The 25950-nt window shown below is 71.9% G+C and carries 18 protein-coding genes; 6 read left to right on the top strand and 12 right to left on the bottom strand.

The window, feature by feature from the left end; all coding sequences use genetic code 11:
• Positions 1 to 30: 30 nt before the first annotated feature.
• The 3 genes from ABT147_RS03080 to ABT147_RS03070 all read left to right on the top strand — a co-directional run bounded on the left by ABT147_RS03080 (position 31) and on the right by ABT147_RS03070 (position 3565).
• Positions 31 to 984: a ferredoxin family protein gene (locus ABT147_RS03080; protein ID WP_351402156.1), complete on the top strand. Its 954-nt coding sequence runs from the start codon at positions 31 to 33 to the stop codon at positions 982 to 984.
• Between the two features lie 134 nt (positions 985 to 1118).
• Positions 1119 to 2888, top strand: coding sequence for an ATP-binding protein (locus ABT147_RS03075; RefSeq protein ID WP_351402154.1), 1770 nt, complete (start codon positions 1119 to 1121; stop codon positions 2886 to 2888).
• Positions 2885 to 3565, top strand: a complete 681-nt coding sequence (locus ABT147_RS03070; protein WP_351402152.1) for a response regulator — start codon at positions 2885 to 2887, stop codon at positions 3563 to 3565. The genes ABT147_RS03075 and ABT147_RS03070 overlap by 4 nt, the downstream gene beginning before the upstream one ends.
• 100 nt (positions 3566 to 3665) lie before the next feature.
• Here ABT147_RS03070 and ABT147_RS03065 read toward each other — a convergent pair whose 3' ends face one another.
• From ABT147_RS03065 to ABT147_RS03055, 3 genes are all read right to left on the bottom strand, one after another.
• Complete coding sequence (locus ABT147_RS03065) at positions 3666 to 5258, bottom strand: monocarboxylic acid transporter (protein ID WP_351402150.1); 1593 nt, start codon at positions 5256 to 5258, stop codon at positions 3666 to 3668.
• Positions 5255 to 5794 (bottom strand): DUF485 domain-containing protein, encoded by a 540-nt coding sequence (locus tag ABT147_RS03060; RefSeq protein WP_351402148.1) that lies wholly within the window; start codon positions 5792 to 5794, stop codon positions 5255 to 5257. The genes ABT147_RS03065 and ABT147_RS03060 overlap by 4 nt, the downstream gene beginning before the upstream one ends.
• Positions 5795 to 6110: 316 nt before the next feature.
• On the bottom strand, positions 6111 to 8231 hold the full coding sequence (locus tag ABT147_RS03055; RefSeq protein ID WP_351402146.1) for a DNA gyrase/topoisomerase IV subunit B: 2121 nt from the start codon (positions 8229 to 8231) through the stop codon (positions 6111 to 6113).
• A 467-nt stretch (positions 8232 to 8698) separates the two neighbouring features.
• On the opposite strand from ABT147_RS03055, the gene ABT147_RS03050 reads away from it, so the two are divergent.
• Positions 8699 to 8929, top strand: a complete 231-nt coding sequence (locus tag ABT147_RS03050; RefSeq protein WP_005481555.1) for a DUF7455 domain-containing protein — start codon at positions 8699 to 8701, stop codon at positions 8927 to 8929.
• Between the two features lie 136 nt (positions 8930 to 9065).
• Here ABT147_RS03050 and ABT147_RS03045 read toward each other — a convergent pair whose 3' ends face one another.
• The 7 genes from ABT147_RS03045 to ABT147_RS03015 form a co-directional block, all read right to left on the bottom strand.
• On the bottom strand, positions 9066 to 9881 hold the full coding sequence (locus ABT147_RS03045; RefSeq protein ID WP_351402144.1) for a S1 family peptidase: 816 nt from the start codon (positions 9879 to 9881) through the stop codon (positions 9066 to 9068).
• Between the two features lie 143 nt (positions 9882 to 10024).
• Positions 10025 to 11569, bottom strand: coding sequence for an RNA polymerase sigma factor (locus ABT147_RS03040; protein WP_351402142.1), 1545 nt, complete (start codon positions 11567 to 11569; stop codon positions 10025 to 10027).
• A 653-nt stretch (positions 11570 to 12222) separates the two neighbouring features.
• Positions 12223 to 13110 (bottom strand): FadR/GntR family transcriptional regulator, encoded by an 888-nt coding sequence (locus ABT147_RS03035; RefSeq protein ID WP_351402140.1) that lies wholly within the window; start codon positions 13108 to 13110, stop codon positions 12223 to 12225.
• 185 nt (positions 13111 to 13295) lie between these two features.
• Positions 13296 to 15497: an ABC transporter ATP-binding protein gene (locus tag ABT147_RS03030; RefSeq protein ID WP_351402137.1), complete on the bottom strand. Its 2202-nt coding sequence runs from the start codon at positions 15495 to 15497 to the stop codon at positions 13296 to 13298.
• Between the two features lie 129 nt (positions 15498 to 15626).
• Positions 15627 to 16385 carry an NUDIX hydrolase gene (locus ABT147_RS03025; protein ID WP_351402135.1) on the bottom strand — a complete coding sequence of 253 codons (759 nt, stop codon included), beginning with the start codon at positions 16383 to 16385 and terminating at the stop codon, positions 15627 to 15629.
• Between the two features lie 200 nt (positions 16386 to 16585).
• Entirely contained in the window at positions 16586 to 18799 is a 2214-nt protein-coding gene (locus ABT147_RS03020) for a glycogen debranching N-terminal domain-containing protein (protein ID WP_351402133.1), read from the bottom strand.
• A 629-nt stretch (positions 18800 to 19428) separates the two neighbouring features.
• Positions 19429 to 20970, bottom strand: coding sequence for a DUF4192 domain-containing protein (locus ABT147_RS03015; RefSeq protein ID WP_351402131.1), 1542 nt, complete (start codon positions 20968 to 20970; stop codon positions 19429 to 19431).
• Between the two features lie 133 nt (positions 20971 to 21103).
• Here ABT147_RS03015 and ABT147_RS03010 point away from each other — a divergent pair, with 133 nt between their 5' ends.
• Both ABT147_RS03010 and ABT147_RS03005 read left to right on the top strand, forming a co-directional pair.
• Positions 21104 to 23284 (top strand): RecQ family ATP-dependent DNA helicase, encoded by a 2181-nt coding sequence (locus tag ABT147_RS03010; RefSeq protein ID WP_351402130.1) that lies wholly within the window; start codon positions 21104 to 21106, stop codon positions 23282 to 23284.
• A 258-nt stretch (positions 23285 to 23542) separates the two neighbouring features.
• Complete coding sequence (locus ABT147_RS03005; protein ID WP_351402127.1) at positions 23543 to 24169, top strand: hypothetical protein; 627 nt, start codon at positions 23543 to 23545, stop codon at positions 24167 to 24169.
• Between the two features lie 374 nt (positions 24170 to 24543).
• On the opposite strand, the gene ABT147_RS03000 is transcribed toward ABT147_RS03005, so the two are convergent.
• Positions 24544 to 25149 carry a hypothetical protein gene (locus ABT147_RS03000; protein ID WP_351402125.1) on the bottom strand — a complete coding sequence of 202 codons (606 nt, stop codon included), beginning with the start codon at positions 25147 to 25149 and terminating at the stop codon, positions 24544 to 24546.
• A gap of 68 nt (positions 25150 to 25217) precedes the next feature.
• Positions 25218 to 25919: a ribonuclease HII gene (gene rnhB, locus ABT147_RS02995; RefSeq protein WP_033525151.1), complete on the bottom strand. Its 702-nt coding sequence runs from the start codon at positions 25917 to 25919 to the stop codon at positions 25218 to 25220.
• Positions 25920 to 25950 lie beyond the last annotated feature (31 nt).

The raw sequence follows: 25950 nt of genomic DNA, 5'->3' as shown, positions 1-25950 counted from the left end.
TCGCGCGCAAGTCAGGTTAGGCTCACCTCTGTGAGTACGTGCACATCCGCGTCCCGACACCTCGACGAGCCTCTCGCGGGGACCGCCGCCACGGCGAGGACATGGCTGCTGCTGGAGCAACCCGGCCCCTGGGGCGTCAAGGCGCTCACGTCGAGCCACCTGGACCCCGCGCTCGGCCGCGCCCTCGAAGCCGCGGCGGAGGGCACCGGCGTACGCGTGGCGCTCATCCGGCGCCCCGGCCGCCACGCGGACCGCCGCGAGGTCCGCGAGCGCCGCGTGTACCTGGCCCACACCGTGCCCGGGAACGTGTGGCTGCACAGCGCGACGACGACCGATCCCGACCAACTGCTCGACCTCGACTTCACCGCCCTCGGCGGAGGCGACCATCGCACCTTCGGGACGGTTCTGGAGGGCCGGCCCCACACCGGCGGCCCCCTCGCCCTCGTCTGCACCAACGGCAAGCGCGACCGCTGCTGCGCGCTCCTCGGCCGCCCGCTCGCCGCCGAACTGGCCGCCTCCGGAGTCGAGGGCACCTGGGAGGTCACCCATCTGGGTGGTCACCGCTTCTCCCCCACCCTGCTCGTACTGCCCTTCGGCTACGTGTACGGCCGCGCCGAGGCCCACCACGTCAAGGAGGTCCTCCAGGGCGTACGGGAAGGCCGTGTCGTCACCGACGGGTGCCGCGGGAGCTCCGCCTGGGAGCGCCCCGGGCAGGCGGCCGAGTTGGCGGTGCGTACGGAGACGGGCGAGGACGCGGCCGACGCGCTCACCGTCCTGCGCACGGACGGCGCGGCCCCCCGCTGGGACGTGACCGTCGCCCACACCGACGGCCGCCGCTGGACCGTCGCCGTCGCCCAGGGCGCCGCCCAGCCACCCCGCCCGGAGAGCTGCGGCTCCGCACTGGGCTCCCCGGCGAGGATGGACGTACTGACCGTACGAGAACTGCCCGTACGAGAGCTGTCACCGGCCGCGGTCACGCGCTGACCGCCCAGCTCCAGCCCTGGCCCGTAGCTCCTGTCTGGCAGCTCCTGCCCCGTCGCCGTACAAACACCCGGCCCCTGAGATCCGCGCCACACCCCTCTACGACCGGCCCACCCCGTCCACGTACCGTCATGGGTATGAGCCCCACTCCCCCCGCACGCCGCCTGCGTCTCGGTATGCCGCGGCGGGTGTTCTCGCAGGTTCTGCTGATGCAGGTGGCGATCGCCGCCGGTGTCGCCGTCCTCGCGACCGGGCTGTTCCTCGCGCCGCTCAGCGAACAGCTGGACGACGAGGCGATGCGCCGGGCTCTCGCGATCGCGCAGACCACGGCGGCCCAGCCGCAGATCGCGGAGGACCTGGTGTCGACGCGGCCGTCCGTGAACGGCCCCGTGCAGGTCGAGGCCGAGCGGATCCGCAAGGCCAGCGGAGCCGAGTACGTGGTCGTGCTGGACAGGGTCGGAGTGCGCTGGTCGCACCCCGATCCGGCGGAGATCGGCGGGCTCGTCTCGACCGACCCGCGCCGCGCCCTGGCCGGGAACGAGATCATGGAGATCGACTCGGGCACGCTCGGGCGCTCCGCTCGCGGCAAGGTGCCGCTGCGTGACGCCGACGGGACGATCGTGGGCGCCGTCTCGGTGGGCATCGAGTACGACAGTGTGCGCGCCCGGCTGATCCACGCGATCCCCGGGCTCCTGGCGTACGCCGGCGGGGCCATGGCGGTCGGGGCGCTGGCCGCGTATCTGATCTCCCGACGGGTCCACCGCCAGACCCGTGACCTGGCCTTCTCCGACATCGCGGGGCTGCTGGCGGAGCGTGAGGCCATGCTGCACGGCATCCGGGAGGGCGTGGTCGCGCTGGACCGCGCCGGGCGCGTACGCCTCCTGAACGACGAGGCGCGGCGGCTGCTCGGGATGGGCGACGAGGCGGTCGGCAGGTCGCTCGACGACGCGCTCGGCCCCGGCCGGACGACCGATGTGCTGGCGGGCCGGGTCACGGGCACCGATCTGCTGACCGTGCGCGGTCAGCGGGTGCTGGTCACCAACCGCATGCCCACGGACGACGGGGGCGCCGTCGCCACCCTGCGCGACCGCACCGAACTGGAGCAGCTCGGCCGCGAACTCGACTCCACACGCGGCCTGATAGACGCCCTGCGCGCCCAGGACCACGAGCACGCCAACCGGATGCACACCCTCCTCGGCCTGCTCGAACTGGAGATGTACGACGAGGCCGTGGAGTTCGTCGGCGAGGTCGTCGGCGACCACCGGGCGACCGCGGAGCAGGTCACCGAGAAGATCCACGATCCGCTGCTGGCCGCGGTCCTGGTCGGCAAGGCGACCGTCGCGGCCGAGCGCGGCGTGGCCCTGTCCGTCGCGGGCGGCACGATGCTGCCGGACCGGCTCATCGACCCCCGTGGGCTGGTCACCATCGTCGGCAACCTCGTCGACAACGCCCTGGACGCCGTCGCGGGCACGCCGCACGCGCGCGTGGAGGTCGATCTGCGCGCCGAGGGGCGTACGGCGATCCTCAGGGTGCGCGACACCGGCCCCGGAGTCCCGCCCGACAAACGCGAGTTGATCTTCACGGAGGGCTGGTCCACCAAGGCGCCGCCGGCCCACCGCGAGCGCGGCATCGGGCTCTCCCTGGTGCGCCGGCTCGCCGAGCGGCAGGGGGGCACCGCCCGGGTCACGGAGGCGGAGGGCGGCGGCGCGGAGTTCACCGTCGTCCTGCCCGAGGCGCTCGCGGAGCCGCGCCTGGTGACACAGAACTCCCGTCCGACGCCTACCTCTACGGCACCCGACGACGAGCCGGCCCGGCAGGACGAGCCGACGGCCGGCCTCGACGGGCGACCGGGCCCCGAGCGGGAACCCGGAGCCGCCATCACAGCCGCCGAGAAGGAGTCGCGATGATCGAGGTCCTGATCGTGGACGACGACACCAGAGTCGCCCGCGTCAACGCCGCCTACGTGGAGAAGGTCGCCGGTTTCCACGTCGTCGGCGTGGCCCACAACGCGGCCGAGGCACTGCACCGCTTGGAGACGCTGCCCCAGGTCGACCTGGTCCTCCTGGACCACTATCTGCCGGACGACACGGGCCTCGTGGTCGTCCAGGAGATGCGCCGGCGGGGCCACCAGACCGACGTGATCATGGTGACGGCGGCCCGCGACATCTCGACCGTCCAGGCGGCGATGCGCCAGGGCGCGCTCCAGTACCTGGTCAAGCCGTTCGCGTTCGCCGGCCTGCGGGCGAAGCTGGAGGCGTACGCGGAGCTGCGGCGCACCCTGGACGGCGGCGGCGAGGCCGAACAGGCGGAGGTGGACCGCATCTTCGGCGCGCTCTCGGCGGGCGGCGAGCCCGACCTGCCCAAGGGCCACTCCCCCACCACCACCGAGCTGGTACGCCGTGCCCTGATGACGGCGGAGGGCGCGCTGTCCGCCCAGGAGATCGCCGAACGGACCGGCCTGAGCCGCCAGACCGCCCAGCGCTATCTGAAGCTCCTGGAACGCACGGGCCGGGCCCGGCTGACCCTCAAGTACGGCGACGCGGGCCGCCCGGAACACCGCTACGAGTGGGCGACCCGGCCCTGAACAACCGTTCCTGAGAGCCCCCGACGCGCCGCCAGTACGCCCTGAGCGCCCTCAGAGCGCCCTCCTGACGCCCGTACGCCGTCGAACGCGCCCCCGGCCCTCATACCGCCCCGGCGCCCGTCAGCGACCGCACCTCGGTCTCCGCGTGCTTCGCCTCGTCCGGCGGCTCGGCCGAGGTGACCGTGCCGAGCCAGCCCGCGAGGAAGCCCAGCGGGATGGAGACGAGGCCCGGGTTCTGCAAGGGGAAGTACTGGAAGTCGACGCCGGGGAACAGCGAGTCGGCGCTCCCCGACACGACGGGCGACAGCAGTACGAGAACCAGGGAGGGAACCAGCCCGCCGTACACCGACCACACCGCGCCACGGGTGGTGAAGCCGCTCCAGAACAGCGAGTACAGCAGCACGGGCAGGTTGGCGGAGGCGGCGACCGCGAAGGCCAGCCCCACGAGGAAGGCCACGTTGAGGTCCTTGGCGAGCAGCCCGAGCCCGATCGCGACCACACCGATACCGACGGCGGCCGTGCGTGCCACCGCGACCTCGCTGCGCGGCTTCGAACGCCTGCGCCGCAGCGACGCATACAGGTCATGGGCAACGGACGCCGACGACGCGAGGGTGATGCCGGCGACGACCGCGAGGATCGTGGCGAAGGCGATGGCGGCGACGATCGCGAACAGAACCGTTCCGCCAGTGGAGTCCGCGCCACCGCCCAGATCGAGGGCCAGCAACGGCACCGCCGTGTTCCCGGCCGCGTTGGAACCCCGAACGGCCTCCGGGCCGACGATGGCGGCCGCGCCGAAGCCCAGCACGATCGTCATCAGATAGAAGCCGCCGATGAGCCCGATCGACCAGACCACCGAGCGACGGGCGGCCCGCGCGGTGGGCACGGTGTAGAAGCGCGACAGGATGTGCGGCAGCCCGGCCGTGCCCAGCACCAGGGCGAGTCCGAGGCTGATGAAGTCGAAGCGCGCGACCCAGTCACCGCCGTACTTCAATCCGGGCGCGAGGAACGAGTCGCCGTGTCCGCTGCGTTCGGCCGCCGTCCGCAGCAACTGGTCGAAGTCGCCGTGGAACCGCACCAGTACGAGCACGGTCAGCGTGATCGCCCCGCCCATCAGCAGGACCGCTTTCACGATCTGGATCCAGGTGGTGGCCCGCATCCCTCCCAACGACACATAGACGACCATGAGCGCGCCGACGCCGATGACCGTCCAGGCCTGCGCCGCCTCGCTCTCTCCCCCCAGCAGCAGCGCGACGAGGGTGCCCGCTCCGACCATCTGTGCCACCAGATACAGAACGGACACGGTCACCGAGGAAGTTCCCGCCGCGATCCGCACCGGCCGCTCGCTCATCCGCGACGCGACCACGTCGGCGAGCGTGAACCGCCCGCAGTTGCGCACCAGTTCGGCCACCAGGAACAGCACCACGAGCCAGGCGACCAGAAAGCCCACCGAGTAGAGCAGCCCGTCGTACCCGAAGAGCGCGATGAGCCCGGAGATGCCGAGGAACGAAGCGGCGGACATGTAGTCGCCCGCGATGGCAAAACCATTCTCCATGGGCGAGAACAGCCGCCCGCCGGCGTAGAACTCCTCCGCCGAGCCGTGCCGATTGCGGCTCACCCAGGTGGTGATGCCCAACGTGACCGCCACGAACGCGCTGAACAGCAGCAGCGCCAGCGTCTGATGGTCGGCGGTCACCGCTCGCCCCCTCGGACACCACGCGTCAACTCCTGGGTGTCCCAGCGCAGATCGAGCGCCGCCCGGTCCCGGCGCAGCCTGGCGTGCCGCGCGTACGCCCAGGTGAACACGAACGTCGTGAGGAACTGTCCGAGCCCCGCCAGCATCGCCACGTTCACCGCGCCCGCCACCGGCCGTGCCATCAGCCCCGGGGCCGTGGTCGCCGTCACGACGTACGCCACGTACCAGCCGAAGAAGACGGCGACGCCCGGGATCACGAACCTGCGGTAGCGGCTGCGCACCTCCTGAAAGGCCGCGCTCCGCTGGACCTCCAGATACACGTCCGCCGCGCCCCCGCCTCGGCTCTCCCTTGCCTCGGCCACGACCGGGGCGGGCCCGCCCGTGCCGTCCAACTCCCCCCAGCCGGAGGCCAGCGCGTCGTACCAGGGATCGTCGAACCGCACGTCCTCGCCGTCGAGGCCGTACCCCTCGTGCCGCTCATCCGGGCTCTCAGAACCATCCCCGCGTCGGCGGGAGCGGCCGGTGCTTGACTGCATGCCCAAGCATGGACAGAACGGAAAGACCCCCGACGTACCTCTTCACGATTCTTCACCCCATCAGGTGAAACCCCGGCCAGCCTCCCCCACCCGGGACAGCCATGTCCGAACAGAACGCACACTCGGTACGTCGGGTGGGCCGCGCACGGCGAGAAGGGGGCGCGTCGGGTGTGTCCGCCCGCAGCGGTCGGCGCGTCAACCCCTCCAGCTTCTCAGCCAATCGATTCCGCGCCGTTCCGAGGACGGACACCCCCCGACGTGCCCCCGACCCATCCACCGAACCGAAGGCACCCCGGGACCCAGCCCAGCGCAGCGACTACGCGTCGATACGCGACCGGTCCAACGTCGCCGCCGAGCTGGAGATGAACTCCTTGCGCGGCGCCACGTCGTTCCCCATCAGCAGATCGAACACCTGCTCAGCCGCCTCCAGGTCGGACAGATTGATCCGCCGCAGCGTCCGGTGCCGCGGATCCATCGTCGTCTCCGCCAGCTGGTCCGCGTCCATCTCTCCGAGACCCTTGTACCGCTGGATGGAGTCCTTGTACCGGACCCCCTTGCTCTGGAACTCCAGCAGCTTGTCGCGCAGCTCCCGGTCCGAGTACGTGTAGACGTACTTGTCCTGCCCCTTCTTGGGCTGGACCAGCTCGATCCGGTGCAACGGCGGCACGGCGGCGAAGACCCGCCCCGCCTCGACCATCGGCCGCATGTACCGCTGGAAGAGCGTGAGCAGCAGACACCGGATGTGCGACCCGTCCACATCGGCGTCGGTCATCATGATGATCTTGCCGTAGCGCGCCGCGTCGATATCGAACGTACGACCGGACCCGGCCCCTATGACCTGGATGATCGCGCCGCACTCGACGTTCTTGAGCATGTCCGTGACGGACGACTTCTGAACGTTGAGGATCTTGCCCCGGATCGGCAGCAGCGCCTGGAACTCGGAGTTCCGTGCGAGCTTCGCCGTGCCGAGCGCCGAGTCACCCTCGACGATGAACAGCTCACTGCGCTCGACGTCGTCGCTACGGCAGTCGGCGAGCTTGGCGGGCAGCGAGGACGACTCCAACGCGGTCTTCCGCCGCTGCGCGTCCTTGTGCTGACGTGCGGCGATACGCGTACGGGCGGCCGCGACGGCCTTCTCCATGACGACCCGCGCCTGAGCGGCGGCGTCCCGCTTCGTGGAGGTCAGGAACGCCTTGAGCTCCTTGGCGACCACCTGCGTCACGATACGCCGGGCCGCCGAGGTCCCCAGGACCTCCTTGGTCTGACCTTCGAACTGAGGTTCGGCCAGACGCACGGTGACGACGGCGGTGAGGCCTTCGAGGGCGTCGTCCTTGACGACGTCGTCCTCGGCGACGCGCAGCAGCTTCTTGGCGCGCAGCACCTCGTTCATGGTGGTGGCCACGGCCTGCTCGAAGCCCGCGACATGGGTGCCGCCCTTGGGGGTGGCGATGATGTTCACGAACGACTTGAGGGTCGTGTCGTAGCCGGTGCCCCAGCGCATGGCGACATCGACGCCGAGTTCGCGGGTGACCTGGGTGGGCGTCATCTGGCCGTGCTCGTCGAGGACGGGCACGGTCTCCCTGAAGGTGCCCTGCCCGGAGAAGCGGAGGACGTCGCAGACCGGCTTGTCGGAGGCCAGGTACTCGCAGAACTCGCTGATGCCGCCGTCGAAGCGGAACGACTCCTCGCCCTTGCTCCCGCCGTCACCCAGACCGAATTCGTCGCGGACGACGATCGTCAGCCCGGGCACGAGGAAGGCGGTCTGCCGGGCACGCTGGTGCAGATGATCCAGCGAGAGTTTGGCGTCCTTGAGGAAGATCTGGCGGTCGGCCCAGTAACGCACGCGGGTGCCGGTGCGCGTCTTGGGGATCCGCTTGCCCTTGCGCAGACCGCCGGCCTCGAACTTGGCGTCCTGGCCGGCGCCCGTGAACGCACCGGGCACACCGCGCCGGAAGCTGATGGAGTGCGTGGCGCCGTTGCGGTCGACCTCGACGTCGAGGCGGGCGGAGAGCGCGTTCACCACGGAGGCGCCCACGCCGTGCAGACCGCCGGAGGCCGCGTACGAGCCACCGCCGAACTTTCCGCCGGCGTGCAGCTTGGTCATGACGACCTCGACGCCGGACAGGCCGGTCTTGGGCTCGATGTCGACCGGGATGCCGCGGCCGTTGTCCCGCACCTCGACGGAGGCGTCGTCGTGGAGGATCACCTCGATGTGGTCGCAGTAGCCCCCGAGGGCCTCGTCCACGGAGTTGTCGATGATCTCCCAGAGGCAGTGCATCAGGCCCCGACTGTCGGTCGAGCCGATGTACATACCGGGGCGCTTCCGCACGGCCTCGAGTCCTTCGAGGACGAGCAGGTGCCGCGCGGTGTAGTTGGAACCGTCCCGGTCTGCTCCGGTCAGCAGCGCTGTGGACGGCACGGACGTATCGGCGGTCACGCGGTTCGCTCCTCGCTGAATTTCAGGTGAGGCCCTTTTGGGTAAGGGGCCGGGCTCTGTTGCCGGTCCGAGGGTACCGAGGCCTGGTAGAGCCGTTGTAACGCCACCCTCGTCCGAAACTCAGAGTAGTCCAGAGTCGCATACACGTTCGATCCCTCGATGGGGTGAAGTACATATCACGTTCCCTTCGAGGCATGAACCATTTAGGCTCCGGGCACGTCCTCATGAACAACCGGCAACCCAGCCGGGAGGACCGTACAACCGAAAGAACAACCACCAGAACCACCCACAGCCAGCGCGAACCCGTACGACACGAAGACACGCACTACGGCTCATTCGCCGCCAACCGGCAGCAGACAGCCGGCCCGGAAAGATTTTTTCGAGTTAAAGCCGCGAGCGGGAACGTTTTCGGCCTGGTTGGATGTTGACCCTGGTACGACAGCTCGTCGAGCTAGAGAAGAGGCGACGTGACTACTGTTCTGACCCCCGCGACCCCGCTGACGGCCGCGGACCGATGCGACCGCTGCGGCGCCCAGGCATATCTGCGCGTCGTCCTGCTGAGCGGTGGAGAGCTTCTGTTCTGCGCCCACCACGGCCGCAAGTTCGAGCCGGAGCTCAAGAAGATCGCCTCGGAGATACAGGACGAGACGGAGCGGCTCACGGCTGCTCCCGCGACCGCGGAAGAGGACGAGCGCTGACGCTTCGCACCTACGACGAGCCGCCACCGGCTCGAGGCCGGTGACCGGGCGGCCACTCCCGTACACACGGGGTGGCCGCCCGCTCTCGTGCCGCACCTGCCCCGGCACACACCGCACGCCGGGCCTCAGAGCCGCCTCAGCGGCTCCCCGCCAGCACCCGGGCCACATACGAGCCCCTGGTGTAGACGCCGGGATTCCCGGCGAGCCCACAGCCGCTGCCCCATGAAACGAGCCCGATCAGCTTCCCCCGGGCGACCAGCGGCCCTCCGCTGTCTCCCTGGCAGGCGTCCCGGCCGCCGTCCTGCTCCCCGGCGCACACCATGGAGTCGGACAGGTATCGGCCCTCCGCACTGCCCGGATAGGCCCTCTCGCAGACGTCGTCGGCCAGCACCTTCACCGGCGCGGCCCGCAGACTCCGCGCGTAGTCGCCGGCCCCCGTGGTGTCCCCCCAGCCGTAGACCGCGGCCGGTGTGCCCGGCGCGTACGCGGCGTCATCTGCTCCCGCCAGCCCGATGACGGAGTTCTCGGGCAGCGGTGAGGCGAGCGTCACCACCGCGAAGTCCCCGGCGTTCGTATAGGGGTCGTACTCCGGGTTGATCCAGGCACCGCTCACCGGAACCTCCTGGCCCTCGGCCGACTGCAGTTCGGCGCGGCCCGCGACGACCCTCAGGTCGGGGACGCGTTCCGGGGGGCCTCCCAGCACGCCCTCGCTGAGGCAGTGGGCGGCCGTCAGAACGGTCGTACGGCCGACCACGACCCCGCCGCAGAACTGCCCGCCCCGCGTACCCCCGAACCGGTCACGGCTGGACAGCGCCACCGTCCAGGGCGCCTGGGAGATCTCGACCGGATGACCGCCGATGACGACCTCGGCCGTCGCCGGTGGCGGTGACGCCAGCGGTATGACGGCCGTGGTGGCCGCGACGGCCAGCAGTCGGGCGAACGATCGACGCATGCGCGCTCCTCACTCCGGGACTTGGATGGCACACCCAGAGTGATCCACCGGATCCGCTTCCGCATGCCGCACACACGCCGAAGGCCCGGTTCCTTCGGGGGAACCGGGCCTTCGGGACCGACCGTGCGGGCGGTGCCGCGCTTCTAGTCGAGGTAGTCGCGCAGGACCTGCGAGCGGGACGGGTGACGCAGCTTCGACATCGTCTTGGACTCGATCTGGCGAATGCGCTCACGCGTGACGCCGTACACCTTGCCGATCTCGTCGAGGGTCTTCGGCTGACCGTCGGTGAGACCGAAACGCATGGAGACGACGCCCGCCTCGCGCTCGGAGAGCGTGTCGAGGACGGAGTGCAGCTGCTCCTGCAGGAGCGTGAAGCTGACCGCGTCGGCCGGGACGACGGCCTCGGAGTCCTCGATGAGGTCACCGAACTCGCTGTCGCCGTCCTCACCCAGGGGGGTGTGGAGGGAGATCGGCTCACGGCCGTACTTCTGGACCTCGATGACCTTCTCCGGGGTCATGTCGAGTTCCTTGGCCAGCTCCTCCGGGGTGGGCTCGCGGCCCAGGTCCTGGAGCATCTGGCGCTGGACACGGGCGAGCTTGTTGATGACCTCGACCATGTGCACCGGGATACGGATGGTGCGGGCCTGGTCGGCCATGGCACGGGTGATCGCCTGACGGATCCACCAGGTGGCGTACGTGGAGAACTTGTAGCCCTTGGTGTAGTCGAACTTCTCGACCGCGCGGATCAGACCGAGGTTGCCCTCCTGGATGAGGTCCAGGAAGAGCATGCCGCGGCCGGTGTAGCGCTTGGCCAGGGAGACCACCAGACGGAGGTTGGCCTCCAGGAGGTGGTTCTTGGCGCGGCGGCCGTCCTCGGCGATGATCTCCAGCTCGCGCTTGAGCTTGGGGGCGAGCTTGTCGGCGTTGGCCAGCTTGTCCTCGGCGAACAGACCGGCCTCGATGCGCTTGGCGAGCTCGACCTCCTGCTCGGCGTTGAGCAGCGGGACCTTGCCGATCTGCTTGAGGTAGTCCTTGACCGGGTCGGCGGTGGCACCGGCGGCGGCGACCTGCTGGGCCGGCGCGTCGTCCTCGTCCTCGTCGGAGAGCACGAAACCGGCGTTCTCGGTGCCCTCGGGCTCCTCACCGGGCTTGGCGCCGGGAGTCTCCTCGATGACCTCTTCGTCGGCGAGCTCGGCGTCGTCCTTCTTGGCGGTGGTCTTCTTGGCCGCCGTCTTCTTGGCGGCGACGGCCTTCTTGGCGGGAGCCGCCTTCTTGGCGACCGCCTTCTTCGCGGCGGCCTTCTTGGCGGGTCCGGCGTCCTCGGCGGAGGCATCGGCCGTGGGCACCGCGGGAGCGGCGGTGGCGGTGGCCTTCTTGGTGGTCACCGTCTTCGCCGCGACCGTCTTGGTGGCGGTGCGCTTGGCCGGACTCTTCGCTGCGACGCTCTTTCGGGTGCGCTTGGGCTCCGCGGCACTGACCATCAGCGTCACACCCTCTTCCTCGAGGATCTGGTTGAGGCTGCGCAGTACGTTCTTCCACTGAGTGGCCGGAATCTGGTCAGCTTCGAAGGCCCGACGCACATCGTCGCCGGCGATCTGCCCCTCAGCCTTTCCCCGCTCAATGAGCGCCATGACAGAGACGGACTCGGCGATCTCCGGCGGGAGCGTACGGGATGTGCTGGCCGACACGAACAACCTCTCGGAACGTTGGAAAACGGCTTCCGGCCCCGTCCACAGTGGACAGGAGCCGACCACCGGCTTGGGAGTGGGCCGACGGTGCGGGCGGGGGCCGGGAAGATGCACAGCGCCGTGAATGGCGTCCGTATTCCCTCCGCGGCTGTCACCTCTTAGGTCATCGCGCTGTTCCCACAAGCGTTACGCCCAATCTGCGTGGCCCGAGTCACACCCCGTAAGCGCTCAAAAGCGGTCAGACACGGCCAGAGGTAATCGATCAAGGCCACAACCGGTTCTGCCAGGACGGGTACCCGAACGATTCCCGAACGAACTCCTCAATGCGGATCACCGTTCCCACCGAGATCCGGCACCGGCTCCTCCGGGGCACCCGTCGCGCGGGGACTCACCGTCCCCGTGCGGACCCACCGGCCCCGGCGGGAAGAGTCGCCCGGCGAGCCGGGCGGCCGCTGCCCCCTTCGCGGCCGGCCGTCCCGCCCGTGCCCTGGACGGTGCCCGCACTCCGTCGTGCCGCCGGACCCCGCCGAATCCCGGAAGGATCCGATGGGGCCCGGCGGCACGGGTCCGCCGGTCGAGCGACGTCACGGAAGGGCCTGCGCCCGGGCCGTGCCGCCCTTGTCCCGCTCTGGCTCGTCCCGCTCTGGGCGCCCTCAGTGCTCGCGCGGCGCCGGCACCACGCGCTCCACCTCGGGGTGGACGGTCAGCAGCTGACGCATGGCCGCCTCGGCCGCCCCTCCGTCGCCCGCGGCGAGAGCGTCGACGATCCTGGCGTGGTGCGTCAGGGACGACTCGGTCGGCCGGTCACACCCGGTGACCGGTCCACCGGAGACCTGGAGGGCAGCGGAGACGATGCCGGAGAGGTGCTCCAGCATGCGGTTGCCCGCGAGCTGGATGAGCAGCGAGTGGAACTCGGCGTCCGCGCGCGAGAAGGTCAGCGGGTCGCCCTGCGCCATGGCGTGGCCCATGAGCTCGACCATGTCGCCGAGGCGCTGCTGAACGTCGTCACGACCGTGCCCTGCGGCGAGGCGGGCGGCGAGCGGCTCGATCGTCCAGCGCAGCTCGCTGAGCTCGCGCCGCTGGTTGTCGCGCTGCGGCCCGAAGGCCCGCCACTCGATGATGTCCGGGTCGAGCAGGTTCCAGTCGCTGACCGGCCGGACGCGTGTGCCGACGTTCGGGCGGGCGCTGACCAGGCCCTTGGCCTCCAGCACGCGCAGGGATTCGCGGACGACGGTGCGGGACACCTCGAACCGCTGGCCGATCTCCTCGGGCACGAGGGGGCGGTCCGCGCCCAGGTCGCCGGAGACGATCATCTGGCCGAGCTGCTGGACGAGTTGGCCGTGCAGCCCGCGTCCGCGGCTCCCGGCGGCGCGTCGGCCCACGCGCCCCAGCTCGGGGTCCGCGCCGTCCCAGGAGGGGAGGCCCACGCGGTCGGCGCTCAGGGGCTCGGCGTACGGGTAGCGGTCGAGTTCGCCCGGTCCTGCGAGGCCGGATTCGGCGGAGCGGGCGGCGGTCATCATGGTGTGCGCAAGGGTACTCACGCATCCTTTGTCGGCTGCGTTCCCAACTCCCTTGAGGTCTTTGGTGAAAAGCACACGAAAGGGTGATCGCTCACCCCGTCGCAATTGACGCCTTATCGGAAAGAAATGGGCGTTCTACGAGGAGTTGCGCGCATTGCGCCGGCGCGAGAGCACGGACGGTGACCACGAAAGGGTGAGGACGATCATCACCGGACCCGGCCGCGCAGGTTGGTGAGCACATAGGCCCCCAGCAGCGCGGTCAGCGACAACAGCAGCGCCCCGCCCACGGGTTGGGAGACCGCCCGTGCCACCGCCTCCAGATAGCGCTCTCCCCCGAACGGCCACTGCATCAGCACGAGCTCACGCAGCCGCATCGGAAACCCGACCGCACTGCGCACCGACGGCCCCTCCAGCACCTTCTGCACCAGGGGTACGACGACGAGGGGTACGGCGACCACGGCCGCGAGCCCGGCGGACGTGGACCGGAAGACACCCGCCGCGAGCACCCCCGCCCAGGCGCACCCCACGACGAGACCGATCCAACTCGCGCCGAGCGGGAACCAGTCGGCGGGAACCGAGACGAGCTCCGGCCCATGGACGAGATAGAGCACTTCGAGGTCGCAGCCCACGGTGAGGACCGCGAGCAGCAGCGCGGTGGCCGCCGCCACGACGAGCTTCGCGACGAGCAGCCCCAGGCGACGGGGAACGGTGCCACGGTCGGCGGCCAGGGCGGGGTGGCGGAACTCGTCGCCGAAGGAGACGGCCCCCAGCAGCCCCGCCCCGATGGCCGCGGGCGGCAGCGGCAGCTCCCGCGGCCACGCGGCCAGCAGTCGCGGCTGTGGGGTGTGCCCGATCCTGGCCAGGATCACCGCCATGAGGGCGGAGGTGACGAGCACGGTCACGGCGGTGACGTACACGGTGCCGACGCCGCCCGCCCGCCGCAGCTCGTAGCGCAACGGACGCAGCGGACTCGGCGCCGAGCGCACGGTGATGGGCGGCGGGAGCGGCGGCAGCGGGCCCGCGTCGGACGGCCGGGCGGGGGGTGGCGGTGCGGGGTCGCCATCGGTCGCGGGGGTGGTGAGGGACTCGGGGAAGGTGGGGGACTCGGGGGCGGTGGGAGGCTCGGGGGCGGTGGGAGGCTCGGGACGGGCACGAAGCCCTGGTTCGGCGTGAGGTGTGAGGTGATCACGCGGTCCGGGTTCGTCGTGAGCCACGAGGTGGTCACGGGATCGCGGCGGAGGGCCGGGGTCCGGACGCGGTCCGAGGTGATCACCCGGTCCGTGATCCGTGTGCGGCGCGGAACGCGTATGAGGTCCGGGGTCGACGAGAGGCGCGGAGTCGACCTCTGGTGCGTCGTCGGCCGGTGTCCATGATGCGGCCGAGACCGTCCGAAGCTCTTCGACGGGCGCCTGCCACCCCTCGGCCGACTCCGGGACCTCCAGAACCGAGCCATGGGCGCCCTCGACCACCCCCAGGCCCTGGCCCTGGCCCTGGCCCTCTCCCTCGACCGACGGCGGCATCGGCGACGGCATAGGGCCCATGTCGCCGATCTCGTCCGCGAGTTGGTGGACGAGGATGCCGTGCCGGAACACGGTCTCGCCGACCTCCGCACATGTGCTGCCGTACACCGACAGCCGGTTGCCGCCCTCCCGCACGATCTCCACGGAACGCCGTGCGGTCCGGGCCTCCTTGGTGAGCAGCGCTCCGAGCCGGGCGGCGTGCGGGGTGCGGACGGCCACCCTGGGCCGGAGCCGGGTGCGGGAGAACTCGGCGACCTCCTGGTCGGCGACGAGCCTGCCCCGTTCGAGGGTGAGGACCCGGTCCGCGGTCCGCGCGGCCTCCTTGGGGTCACCGGTGGTGAACAGGACCGTGCCGCCCTGGTCGGCGTGGGCCCGCATGATCCCGTGCAGCCATCGGCCCTCGCGGACGGCCAGCCCGTCGGCCGGGTCGTCCAGCACGAGGGTGTGCGGGTCGGACAGCAGTGCGCAGGCCAGGCCGAGGCGGCGGTCCATGCCCCGCGAGAGCGTGTTCAGCCGCGCCTCGCACAGGCTGACCAGACCCACGACCTCCAGGACCTCGTCCGCCCGTCGTGTGGGCAGCCCCGCGGCCGCACAGAGCATGCGCAGATGGTTGCGGACCGTGCGGGCCGGGTGGCCGGGCACATCGCCGAGGAGTACGCCCACCTCGCGGCTGGGGTGGGCGATGCGATGCAGGGGACGGCCTCTGAAGTAGGCGATCCCACGGCCCCGTTGGAGTTCGAGGATGAGTTTCAGCGCTGTCGACTTGCCCGCTCCGGGGGCGCCGAGAAGTGCGGTGACGCGGCCGGAGTGCGCCTCGAAGGACACGTCGTCGACTGCGGGCGGAAACTCCTTGCGGGGATTGCTGGTCAATCCGATGGCCTGGATCACCTGAAGCAAGATAGCGCGGTATGTCCGTTTTTTCGGGTACCTTGCGGCTCACCTCGCGGGCCGTCTCACAGCCACCGGGCGAACCGCCTTCCGAGGACGGGCCCGCACCTCCGCTCCGGCTTCGCCGTGTCAGACCTCGGGGCGCAGCATCGGCGGGTTGAGGAGGGTGGCTCCGCCGGCGCGGAAGAGCTGGGCGGGGCGGCCGCCCTGCCGCGTGGTGGTCCCGCCGGTGGGCACCAGGAAGCCGGGTGTACCCGTCACCTTGCGATGGAAGTTGCGCGGATCCAGCGCCACCCCCCACACCGCCTCGTAGACGCGCCGCAGCTCGCCGACCGTGAACTCCGGCGGGCAGAAGGCCGTGGCCAGCGAGGAGTACTCGATCTTGGAACGGGCGCGCTCCACCCCGTCCGCGAGGATCTGCGCGTGATCGAAGGCCAAGGGCGCCACCGGTTCCCCGTCACGCCCGTAACCGCCCTGCTCCAGCAACTCCTCGACGGGCGCCCAGCGCGCGCTGTTGGCGTCGCCGCCCGGCCGCGGCGCCGGCAGGTCCGGGGCGAGGGCGAGGTGGGCGACGCTGACGACCCTCATCCGCGGGTCACGCTTCGGGTCGCCGTAGGTCGCCAACTGCTCCAGGTGCGCGCCGTTGTCCTGCGCGCGCTCGGACGGTTCGTGGGCGGTCAGGCCGGTCTCCTCGGCCAGCTCCCGTGCCGCCGCCTGCGACAGGTCCTCGTCCGGCCGCACGAAGCCACCGGGCAACGCCCACCGCCCCTGGAACGGCTGTTCGCCCCGCCGTACCGTCAGCGCGCAGAGCGCGTGACGACGGACGGTCAGCACGACCAGGTCCACGGTGACAGCGAAGGGCGGGTAGTCCGACGGGTCGTAGGGCATGCCGCGATCATAGTCGTCTGCCTGACGATAAACACTCCCTTCGTCGGTCGCTTCCCCACTTGATCCACTTCTGTCCGATACCGATCTCACGAGCCGACCGCCGACCGCCGGCTGCCGGCCTCGTGGACACTGCGACGCCGCCCGCCACCCGCCGTCCCCGTCCACGCCACCGTCGCTGCCACCGCCGCCGTCGCCGGAGGTCACACTCCCAACTGCAGTCCGTCGGCCGCCTCCTCGACCAGGGCCAACCCCAGCCTGCTGACGCGTACGGCGAACGGGGCGCCCGCGACACGCAGTCCCGTCATCCCGATCTCACCCAGCGGCGCACTGCGCACCGGCCGCAGGGTCACAGTCCCCGCAGGAGCGTCGGGACGGATTCCGACGAGGGTGGTGAGCAGCAGCACCCCCGCGGCCGCTGTCGTCGCGGCCGGTCTGCAGGAGGCCGGGTGAGGCAACGGAGCACTCCCCGCCGTCCGCTGCTCCCCCGCGTACATCTCGGGCAGCCGATGACCGAAGCTCTCCGCCGCCGCCAGCACGCCCCGCAGGAGCGAACTCGCCTCCTTCTCGTATCCGGCGGCGGCCAGTCCCGCTACCGCGATCGCCGTCTCCTGCACCCGCACGGCACCGCCGCGATGACCGAACGGGTTGTAGGCGGCCTCCTTCGCTCCCAGGCTCCGCAGCCCCCACCCCGAGTCCATGGCGGGCCCTCCGAGCAGCCGGGCCAGCTGTTCGGTCCGCACCTTGTCGAGCAGTCCCGGAGCCTGCTCCCCCGCGCCCAGCAGCCCGGTGTCGAGAAGATGCGCGGCGGCGGCGCCCAGGTGCGGGACGAGACGGCCGTCCGGGGTGCGGGCGGCCGCGGGTCTGCCGCCGCCCCGGTCCTCGACCCAGAAGTCCGCCCCGAACCGGCTCCGCAGCTCTCCCGCCCAGTCCCGCAGCTCGGCCCCGCCCGGCCGGCCGTACGCGTCGAGGAGGTCGGCGCCCAGCAACGCGGCCCGGTGGGCATGTGCCTGGGTCTCGCAGCGCAGCGGTCCGCCGGGGCGCGGGTCGGGCAGATAGGCACCGCCTCCGACCGCGCCCCGCAGCCACCGCAGGCAGCGCTCGGCGGCCGGCAGCAGTTCCTCGGTCTCCTGCTCGGGGAGTCCCCAGCGCCGGGCCTCCGCGAGGAGCACGGGGAACAGGAGGGTCGCCTCGGTGCCGGTGCAGCCCGGCGGCAGATGCGGGCCCGCGTCCCGTCGAGGGCCTGGGATCATGCCGGACTGTGCTTCCCGGCCCGTGAGTTGGGTGCGGGCGAGGGTACGCAGGGTGCCTGCGGCGAGACGTGTGCCGAGCGGCAGCGTCATCCGGGCCGCGACCAGCGCGTCGGCCGGAGCCATGCCGCAGCGCCAGGGCGCGCCCGCCGCGAGGTGGGTGTCGGACGGGTTCTTCGGGTCGCGCAGCAGGAGGGCCTCGAGGTCCTCCAGGCAGGTGTGCAGCAGGGCCTGCGCCGCCGGGTCGTCACCCGCGACCCGGGCCTGGGCTAGGGGGCTGGTGGCGCCCCGCCCCACCGGTCTGATGGGCCCCGCCCCGTCCGGTCGTACACGCAGCTCCACGCTCCGCGTGCCGCCGGGCGGGAGCTCCAACTCCCACCGCAGCAGGCCTGCGGAGGCCAGAGCGTCGGCGGGCGGAGGGTGGGCGGTCACCGTGGAGTTCCCCTGGGCGCAGGACCAGCGGAGGCCGGAGTCGTGGACGCTGGCGGGCAGTTCCGGGCCTGCGCTGCCGGAGGCGACGGCTCCCAGTTCCGCGAGATCCGTGCCGAGGGACACTTCCACGGGCAGGCGCAGGGGGCGGCGGGCCGTGCTGTGCAGGGTGATCCGTTCGGTGCCGTCCGCGTACCGCGTGCGCTCGACCATGACGTCCGGGTCGGGCCCGGCATCGGCGGACATGCGCAGTGTCGCCATGAACCGGGCTCGGTCGGCCGTGACCATGCGTGCCTGCACGGCGAGCGGTTCCCGTCCGGCCACCCGCACCTGGCAGCGGGAGAGCATGCGCCGTCCCGCGCGGTAGAAGCCTTCCAGTCCGCTGCCGTTCAGCTGGCCCTGGTCCGTCGAGATCGCGAGGCCCGGCAGGGCGACACAGATCAGCGTGGTGTGGGCCGGCGGCAGCTCCGTGGGGCGGCGCGGGGCGGAGGGCTGCGCCTGCGGGGTTGCGGCACCTCCCGTACCTGTGTGCGGCAGTCCTGGAGAGCCACCTGCGCCGGGCGCGGGGGGCACCGGGCCGACCGTGCCTCCTGAGCGTGAGCCCGTGGAGCGGGTCGCCGGGTTGCGGTCCGTACGTGGAGCGCCGGTGCCGTCCCCACGGGCCCGGGCGGAGGGCTGGACAGGCCTGCGGAAGACCGGGATGTCGTCGTGGGTGTCGGGCAGGGAGGGCAGGGGCATGGGGCGGCTTCTTCTGTCTTCGGCGCGCGTGGGGTGCGCTCGGCACCAGGTGGGGAGCCGGAGAGGGACGGGGTGGCAGGGCGGTGAGGCCAGGCGACGGGTACCGCCACTCAGGTGAACGGAACGGCTCCGCTCCGGGTCACGCCCAGGCCCCGGGAAGCCGAACGAATGACTGTGCGGTCGCGTATCCGGGGCGGCCCGGAAAGCTCGGACGACGGTGGGCTTCGGTGCGTGAGGGCTGGAGTGGGGCTGTGGGCTGAGGTGAACGCGATGCCGGGGCGGCGGGCTCCCGGGCGCGCCGGGGCGGGGCCGGCCAAGGCCGCCCGTGAGCTGGGGCTCAGCCCGGACGCGGCCGGGCCTGCCGCGGCGGGGCACGGTCGGGCCGGTTCGGAGCCACAGCGACGCACTCGGGCGGGTCGCGGGGCAAAGCAGGGTGCCCAGACGCCCGCGGAGCCAGGGTGACGCGCTCACACGAGACCGGAAAGGGAGCAGCGCGCTCGTGTAGGCCCCGATCCAGGACAGCACCAGCACCAGCACCAGCACCAGCACCAGCACCAGCACCAGCACCAGCACCAGCACCAGCACCAGCACCAGCACCAGCACCGGAAACCCCCACTGGACCCGCGCGGTCACGTCTCCCCCTCTGTGGACTGCCCTCCACCCCCGCGGCGGACCCGTGCCCGACCGCTCGCGCCGTCCGCGGTACGCCTCGGCCTCCGGCCGGCGGGTGGGCCGTCGTCGGCGGGGCGTGAGCGGCGGGCATGAGCAGCGCCGGGCGATCGCCTGGTGGTGCGGGTCCCGGTGCCTCCTTCGGCGCGTGGCCCGCGTCGGCGGCGGGTGCCGGTGCCGACGCAGGGCCGGTCCGAGGTCGGCGGCACGCCGGGCGACTGGTCGGAGGCGGCCTCTTGGCTGTCGGCCCCGGCGCCCGCTGGGGCCGACACCGGGGCTCGTCCCTTGCGCTCCGCGCGCAGGCACCGGCGAATGGACTCGGGGTCGAGGCCTTCGTTGCAGGCCTGGTGGAGAAGACGGGCGAAGAGGTAGTCGGGGTCTGCGGCGAGGGCCATGGCCAGGGCTTCGCGGGCTTCCAGTTCGTCGCCGGACGACCAGGCGACCCAGCCGACGAGCGTCAGGGGGGCGGCGGCATGCTCGCCGTAGGGGCCGACGCAGCGGCGGGCCAGGGCGCGCCAGAGACGGAGGGCCGGGCCGGCTTCGTCGCCCTCCATCCACTCGGCGGCGCGGTCGCGGGTGGCGCGGTCCTGGAGTCCGAGGATCAGGGTGGCCGCGTCGTCGTGCCCGACGAGTTCGTCGTCGCGGAGGTCCGCGTCCAGCGTGCCGGACACGGTCGGGGTGTCCGCCAGGCGCTCCATGACGCGTCGCGCCACCGTGAGGGTCTCCTCGGCCACTTCCATGCGGCTCTCCGCGTCCAGGATCCGCGGGATGAGGGCGGACTGCGCGGAGTCGAGCGCGGCTTCCTGCTGCAGCGCGGCAGCGGTCTCCCAGGGCAGAAGCCTGGCCCGCATCTCCTTCAGCGTGCCGCGGACCTGTAGGCCGGCGTAGGTCGCGGCGGCGGCCAGCACGGAGGTGCCCGGCAGTCCCATCGGCTCGCCCTCGGCCGAACAACATCCGTTGCCGGGACAGCAGTAGGACCAGAAGCGGCCGTCGGAGATGCACAGCGCCTCCACCACCGGCACATCCAGGCTGCCGCATGCCGTGCGCAGCAGTTGTGCGAGTGGCCGCAGGCGTTCCATGACGTCGCGTGGCGACTCTCCGCCCGCCGGGTCCTGGCAGAGGAAGGCGACCATGCTCTCCGGCTTGGCTCCCCGGCGCTCGCTTCCGGTCACCAGCCCCTGGGCCAGTTGCTGGGCCACGGACGGCCAGTCGTCCGTCTGGGCCGGGATACCGAGCCGTGCGCGCCCGCCGAACCGTCCGCGGGCATCGCGGTCGTGCAGTGCGACGAGGACGATGCTGTCCTCGGGGCGGTATCCGAGCAGGTAGGGCAGGGCGTCGGCGAGTTCGGCCGGTGTACGGAGGGTGACCTGCTGCTCCCCTCCGGGTGTGGTGGTCGCACCGTGCCCCAGGTAGGCGGAGGGCTCGCCGCCGCCCCCGCATCCGTTCTGCCCGCTGATGTCACTGTTGCCAGAGGTCCCGGCCGCTTCGCTGTGATTCGTCATGCGGCGACCATCTCGCGGATCTTGAAGTTCCGCTTTGGCCTGTGGATAAGTCCGACCATGATCACGTCAGAAACTGTCCACAGTTCGCCCCGCTCGTTCGCGCGATGTCCGAGGCATCGGGTTGCATGGGGCCATGAGCGACGAAGACCAGCCCACCACGGACCGCCAAGACCTGCGTGCGGCCGCCGACACCGTGCTTGCCCGCCTCGTCGGCGCCCCAGCCGGCGCCGCCCGGCTGCGCGAGGACCAGTGGCACGCCATCGAGGCGCTGGTCGCGGACAAGCGCAGAGCCCTGGTCGTGCAGCGCACGGGCTGGGGAAAGTCCGCGGTGTACTTCGTCGCGACCGCGCTGCTGCGCGAGCGGGGCGCGGGCCCCACCGTCATCGTCTCCCCGCTGCTCGCCCTGATGCGCAACCAGGTGGAGGCGGCCGCCCGCGCCGGAATCCGCGCGCGGACCATCAACTCCTCGAACACGGAGGAGTGGGACACGATCCGCCAGGAGGTCACCGAGGGCACGGTCGATGTGCTCCTGGTCAGCCCCGAGCGGCTCAACAACCCGGACTTCCGTGACCAGGTCCTGCCCGAGCTGGCGGCCGCGACCGGCCTGCTCGTGGTCGACGAGGCGCACTGCATCTCGGACTGGGGCCACGACTTCCGCCCCGACTACCGCCGACTGCGCACCATGCTGGCCGACCTCCCGTCCGGTGTCCCCGTGCTCGCCACGACCGCGACGGCCAACGCGCGCGTGACGGCCGACGTCGCCGAGCAACTGGGCACCGGCGGCGGCACGGACGCACTGGTCCTGCGTGGTCCCCTGGACCGCGAGAGCCTCAGCCTCGGAGTGCTCGAACTGCCGGACGCGGCCCACCGGATGGCCTGGCTCGCCGACCACCTGGACGAGCTGCCGGGCTCCGGGATCATCTACACGCTCACGGTGGCCGCCGCCGAGGAGGTCACCGCGTTCCTCCGCCAGTGCGGGCACACCGTGACGTCGTACACGGGCAAGACGGAGAACGCGGACCGGCAGCAGGCCGAGGAGGACCTGCTCGCCAACCGGGTCAAGGCCCTGGTCGCCACCTCCGCGCTGGGCATGGGCTTCGACAAGCCCGACCTGGGCTTCGTGGTCCACCTGGGCTCGCCGTCCTCCCCCATCGCCTACTACCAGCAGGTGGGCCGCGCGGGCCGTGGCGTCGAGCACGCCGAGGTGCTGCTCCTGCCCGGCAAGGAGGACCAGGCGATCTGGGAGTACTTCGCCTCGGTCGCCTTCCCTCCGGAGGAGCAGGTGCGCCGCACCCTGGACGTCCTCGCGGGCGCGGGGCGACCGCTGTCCCTCCCCGCCCTCGAACCCCTGGTGGAGCTGCGCCGCTCCCGGCTGGAGACGATGCTGAAAGTCCTCGACGTGGACGGTGCGGTGCGGCGCGTCCAGGGCGGCTGGGTCTCCACCGGCGCCCCCTGGACCTACGACACCGAGCGCTACGCCTGGGTCGCCAAGCAGCGCGCCACCGAGCAGCAGGCCATGCGTGACTACGTCGCGACGTCGGGTTGCCGAATGGAGTTCCTGCGGCGGCAGTTGGACGACGAGGAAGCCGTCCCGTGCGGGCGCTGCGACACCTGCACGAAGCCGAGGTTCACGGACTCCGTCTCCCCGGCGGCGCTGGACGCGGCGCGCGGTGAGCTCGGGCGCGCGGGTGTCGAGGTCGAGCCCCGCAAGATGTGGCCGACGGGGCTGCCGGCGGTCGGGGTCAATCTGAAGGGACGCATTCCGGCCGGTGAGCAGGCCGCTCCGGGGCGGGCGTTGGGACGGCTGTCGGACATCGGCTGGGGCAACCGACTGAGGCCCATGCTCGCGCCCCAGGCTCCGGACGGGCCGGTTCCCGACGATGTGGCACAGGCCGTGGTCACCGTGCTGACCGACTGGGCGAAAGGGCCCGGCGGCTGGGCCTCCGGAGGGGCCGACGCCCAGCCCCGCCCGGTGGGTGTCGTCACCATGGCGTCCCGTTCCCGGCCCCAGCTGATCGGTTCCCTGGGCGCGCGGATCGCCGAGATCGGCCGCCTGCCCCTGCTGGGATCGGTGTCGTACACCGGCGCGGTGTCCCAGGTCACCCGGAGCAACAGCGCGCAACGACTCAAGGCGCTCGACGGGGCGCTGACCGTGCCGCCCGAGCTGGCCGCCGCCCTGCACGAGGCAGGCGGGCCCGTGCTCCTGGTCGACGACGCCACCGAGACCGGCTGGACACTCGCGGTCGCCGCGCGGGTGCTCCGGCGCGCGGGTGCCCAGGGGGTGCTGCCACTCGTTCTCGCGGTCCGGGCGTGACCGACAAGTCGGCCGGATGTGGGCACGGTGCCGCCCGGTCGGTGCCGACGAGTCCTCTGTGCAGGGATATAAGCAGTGAATCACCACAAACCTGTCAGTGGCCCCAATTGCTCGTTGCCGCAACCAAGTTCGCCAGGAAGAATTGGAGTCCGCTCCCCGCACGGCCCACCCGTGAATCGGTAGGGCTTCTGCTGCGGCGTGCGCTCCCCCAAGTCCGACCCTCGCCCGCAGAGTGGGCGCGTAGCCGAAGGGAGGATCGTGACCTTCGGATTCGCTCCGTCCTCGGCGGCCTCCGTGTCGACGTCTGCCGACCTGTCCGCCGCTTCCGCCAACCGGATGCTCGAGCCCGCGGAATGGGCCGCCGCCGGGATTCCGCTGCTGCGCAACCCCCGGGAGGTCGTCAGCGGGCTGCATGCGCGGCATCAGCCCCGGCCCGCGACGGCGGTCGTCGCCGTCCTGGACCAGGACGAGCGGTTGAGGGCGAGCGCCTCGTTCATCCGACGTCCGGCCCCGGCCGACGGCTGGATGTTCCGCAACGCGCTCCTCGCCCAGCTGCGCCGGGTCATTCCGCACGACCTGCGCCGGCGCACTCCGGTGCGCACTGCCGTGCTGCTCTACTGCCGTGACGGCGACGCGCGTTGGACGGAGGAGGACGGGGCGTGGATGTGGGGGCTGCGGGACGCCTGCACCTTGCACGGGCTGCGCTGCGGGGCGTACATCACGCTGACACGTGACGGCTGGCAGGTCCTCGGCGAGGGCCGAGGCGGCCGTCGCCCCCACGCGGACTCACCGGCCGAGCCCTTCGCCACGGCCATGGCACCGCCGCCCATGCCGCGCACCGGCGGCGTCGCGTCAGAGGTGCTGCGCCGAGTCGCGGCACGCTGAGCCGCGCCGACATCCGACGAGACCACGGCACCCCCCGCACACCCGCGCCCGAGCCCGCGGGGGTGCGGCGAGGCCACCGGCCCGACCACCACCCTCACACCCTCGGCCCACGCCGCATCGGGATCCGGCATGCCCGCACCGCGCTACACCCGCCGCGAACCCGCAGCACCGCGCCACGCCTCACCAGCGACCCACGCGACACCCGCCCACGAACCACGCCACGAAGCGCCGCCGGACATGCCGAAACACCCCGCGGGCACGCCGAAGCGCCCCGTCGCGGGGTGTGGCCGTTCACGGCACCCTGGTCGTTCTCCGGGCACGCACGGCTCCCCGGTGAGCCCTGACGGGCCTACCGGGGCGAGGTCCGCAGTCGCTCAGACTCCGGCGCCCAGCACCGAGTTGATCGTCTGCGGGTCGCCGCACACGATCAGCAGGGTCCGGGCCCGGCCGAGGGCCTTGGGCAGCGCCTGCGCGGCGACGGAGTCGGTTCCGCCGTTGACGGCGACCACGACCACGGGACGCGGCGCGGCCCGGTCGGTGGCCGAGGCATCGGCGTAGAAGACGTCGTCGCCCGCGTCGTGCTGCGCCCAGTAGGCGGCCTCGCCGAAGGAGAGTTCGTGGTCGGCCCACGGATGCGACTCGCCGGTGGTGATCACCAACACGTCGCCGGGGGCACGGCCCGACTCCAACAGCAGGTCGACCGCTTCCTCGGCGGCGTCCAGCGCGCCCTCGACCGAGGCCGGGATCAGCTGGATCTGCGGGGTGGCGGCAGGAGCGGACGGCCCGGGCTTGGCCGCGGCGTGCGCCGCGCGCTGGGCCGGCACCGGCCGGGCAGGACCCGGACGACCGGGCCGCGGCGGAGCCGCGGGACGGGGACCGGGTACGGGACGGGGGGTCGGTGCGACCCGGCCGCTGGCCGGAGTGGCACGCGGGCCCTGGGCACTCTCGTGAATCTGAGGCTCCTCGGGAATGAGAGGCATGAGCTGATTTTTATCAAACGCCGGTGCGACTCGCGTCGGCGGGTGGCACATGAGTGCGAACGGATCCGTCAGAAATCGAAGCCGAGCTGACCCTCGATCTCCGGAACGCTTCCGTCCGCCCAGTTGCGGGCCTTCTTGAGGTGCCGCCACTGGGGCAGCGCATCAAGATACGCCCACGACAAGCGGTGGTACGGGGTGGGGCCCCGCTCCGCCAGCGCGGCCTTGTGGACAGGCGACGGGTACCCGGCGTTGGCCGCGAAACCGAAGTCTGCATGGTCGACACCCAGTTCGGCCATCATTTTGTCGCGCTGAACCTTGGCGATCACCGAGGCGGCCGCCACGGCGACACAGGACTGATCGCCCTTGATCACCGTACGGACCCGCCAGGGTGACCCCAGGTAGTCGTGTTTGCCGTCGAGGATGACCGCGTCGGGCCGCACCGGAAGCGCCTCCAGGGCGCGTACCGCGGCCAGTCGCAGGGCGGCCGTCATGCCCAGGTCGTCGATCTCCTCCGGAGAGGCGTGACCGAGGGCGTGGGACGTCACCCACTTCAGCAGTTCCTCGGAGAGCGACTCCCGTCGCTTGATCGTCAGGAGCTTGGAGTCGGTGAGGCCCTCGGGCGGTCGGCGCAGTCCGGTGACCGCCGCGCAGACGGTGACGGGGCCGGCCCACGCTCCGCGCCCCACCTCGTCGACACCGGCAATGACCTTCGCTCCGGTCGTGGCGCGCAGTGAGCGCTCGACGGTGTGAGTAGGTGGTTCGTACGGCATGGCGCCCTTAGCCTACGCCGCCCGCACCCCC

This window comes from Streptomyces sp. NPDC001868 (assembly GCF_040297125.1).
Lineage (GTDB): Bacteria > Actinomycetota > Actinomycetes > Streptomycetales > Streptomycetaceae > Streptomyces.
Note: the sequence above shows the minus strand (reverse complement) of the source record. Positions and strands in the feature narration are given on the sequence as shown.

What these genes read in the sequence shown, in the direction of transcription:
- ABT147_RS03075 (WP_351402154.1), top strand. Translation starts at nt 1,119, where the DNA reads ATGAGCCCCACTCCCCCCGCACGCCGCCTGCGTCTCGGTATGCCGCGG.
- ABT147_RS03015 (WP_351402131.1), bottom strand. Translation starts at nt 20,970, where the DNA reads ATGACGAATCACAGCGAAGCGGCCGGGACCTCTGGCAACAGTGACATC.
- ABT147_RS03020 (WP_351402133.1), bottom strand. Translation starts at nt 18,799, where the DNA reads ATGCCCCTGCCCTCCCTGCCCGACACCCACGACGACATCCCGGTCTTC.
- ABT147_RS03025 (WP_351402135.1), bottom strand. Translation starts at nt 16,385, where the DNA reads ATGCCCTACGACCCGTCGGACTACCCGCCCTTCGCTGTCACCGTGGAC.
- ABT147_RS03000 (WP_351402125.1), bottom strand. Translation starts at nt 25,149, where the DNA reads ATGCCTCTCATTCCCGAGGAGCCTCAGATTCACGAGAGTGCCCAGGGC.
- ABT147_RS03045 (WP_351402144.1), bottom strand. Translation starts at nt 9,881, where the DNA reads ATGCGTCGATCGTTCGCCCGACTGCTGGCCGTCGCGGCCACCACGGCC.
- rnhB (WP_033525151.1), bottom strand. Translation starts at nt 25,919, where the DNA reads ATGCCGTACGAACCACCTACTCACACCGTCGAGCGCTCACTGCGCGCC.
- ABT147_RS03060 (WP_351402148.1), bottom strand. Translation starts at nt 5,794, where the DNA reads ATGCAGTCAAGCACCGGCCGCTCCCGCCGACGCGGGGATGGTTCTGAG.
- ABT147_RS03010 (WP_351402130.1), top strand. Translation starts at nt 21,104, where the DNA reads ATGAGCGACGAAGACCAGCCCACCACGGACCGCCAAGACCTGCGTGCG.
- ABT147_RS03070 (WP_351402152.1), top strand. Translation starts at nt 2,885, where the DNA reads ATGATCGAGGTCCTGATCGTGGACGACGACACCAGAGTCGCCCGCGTC.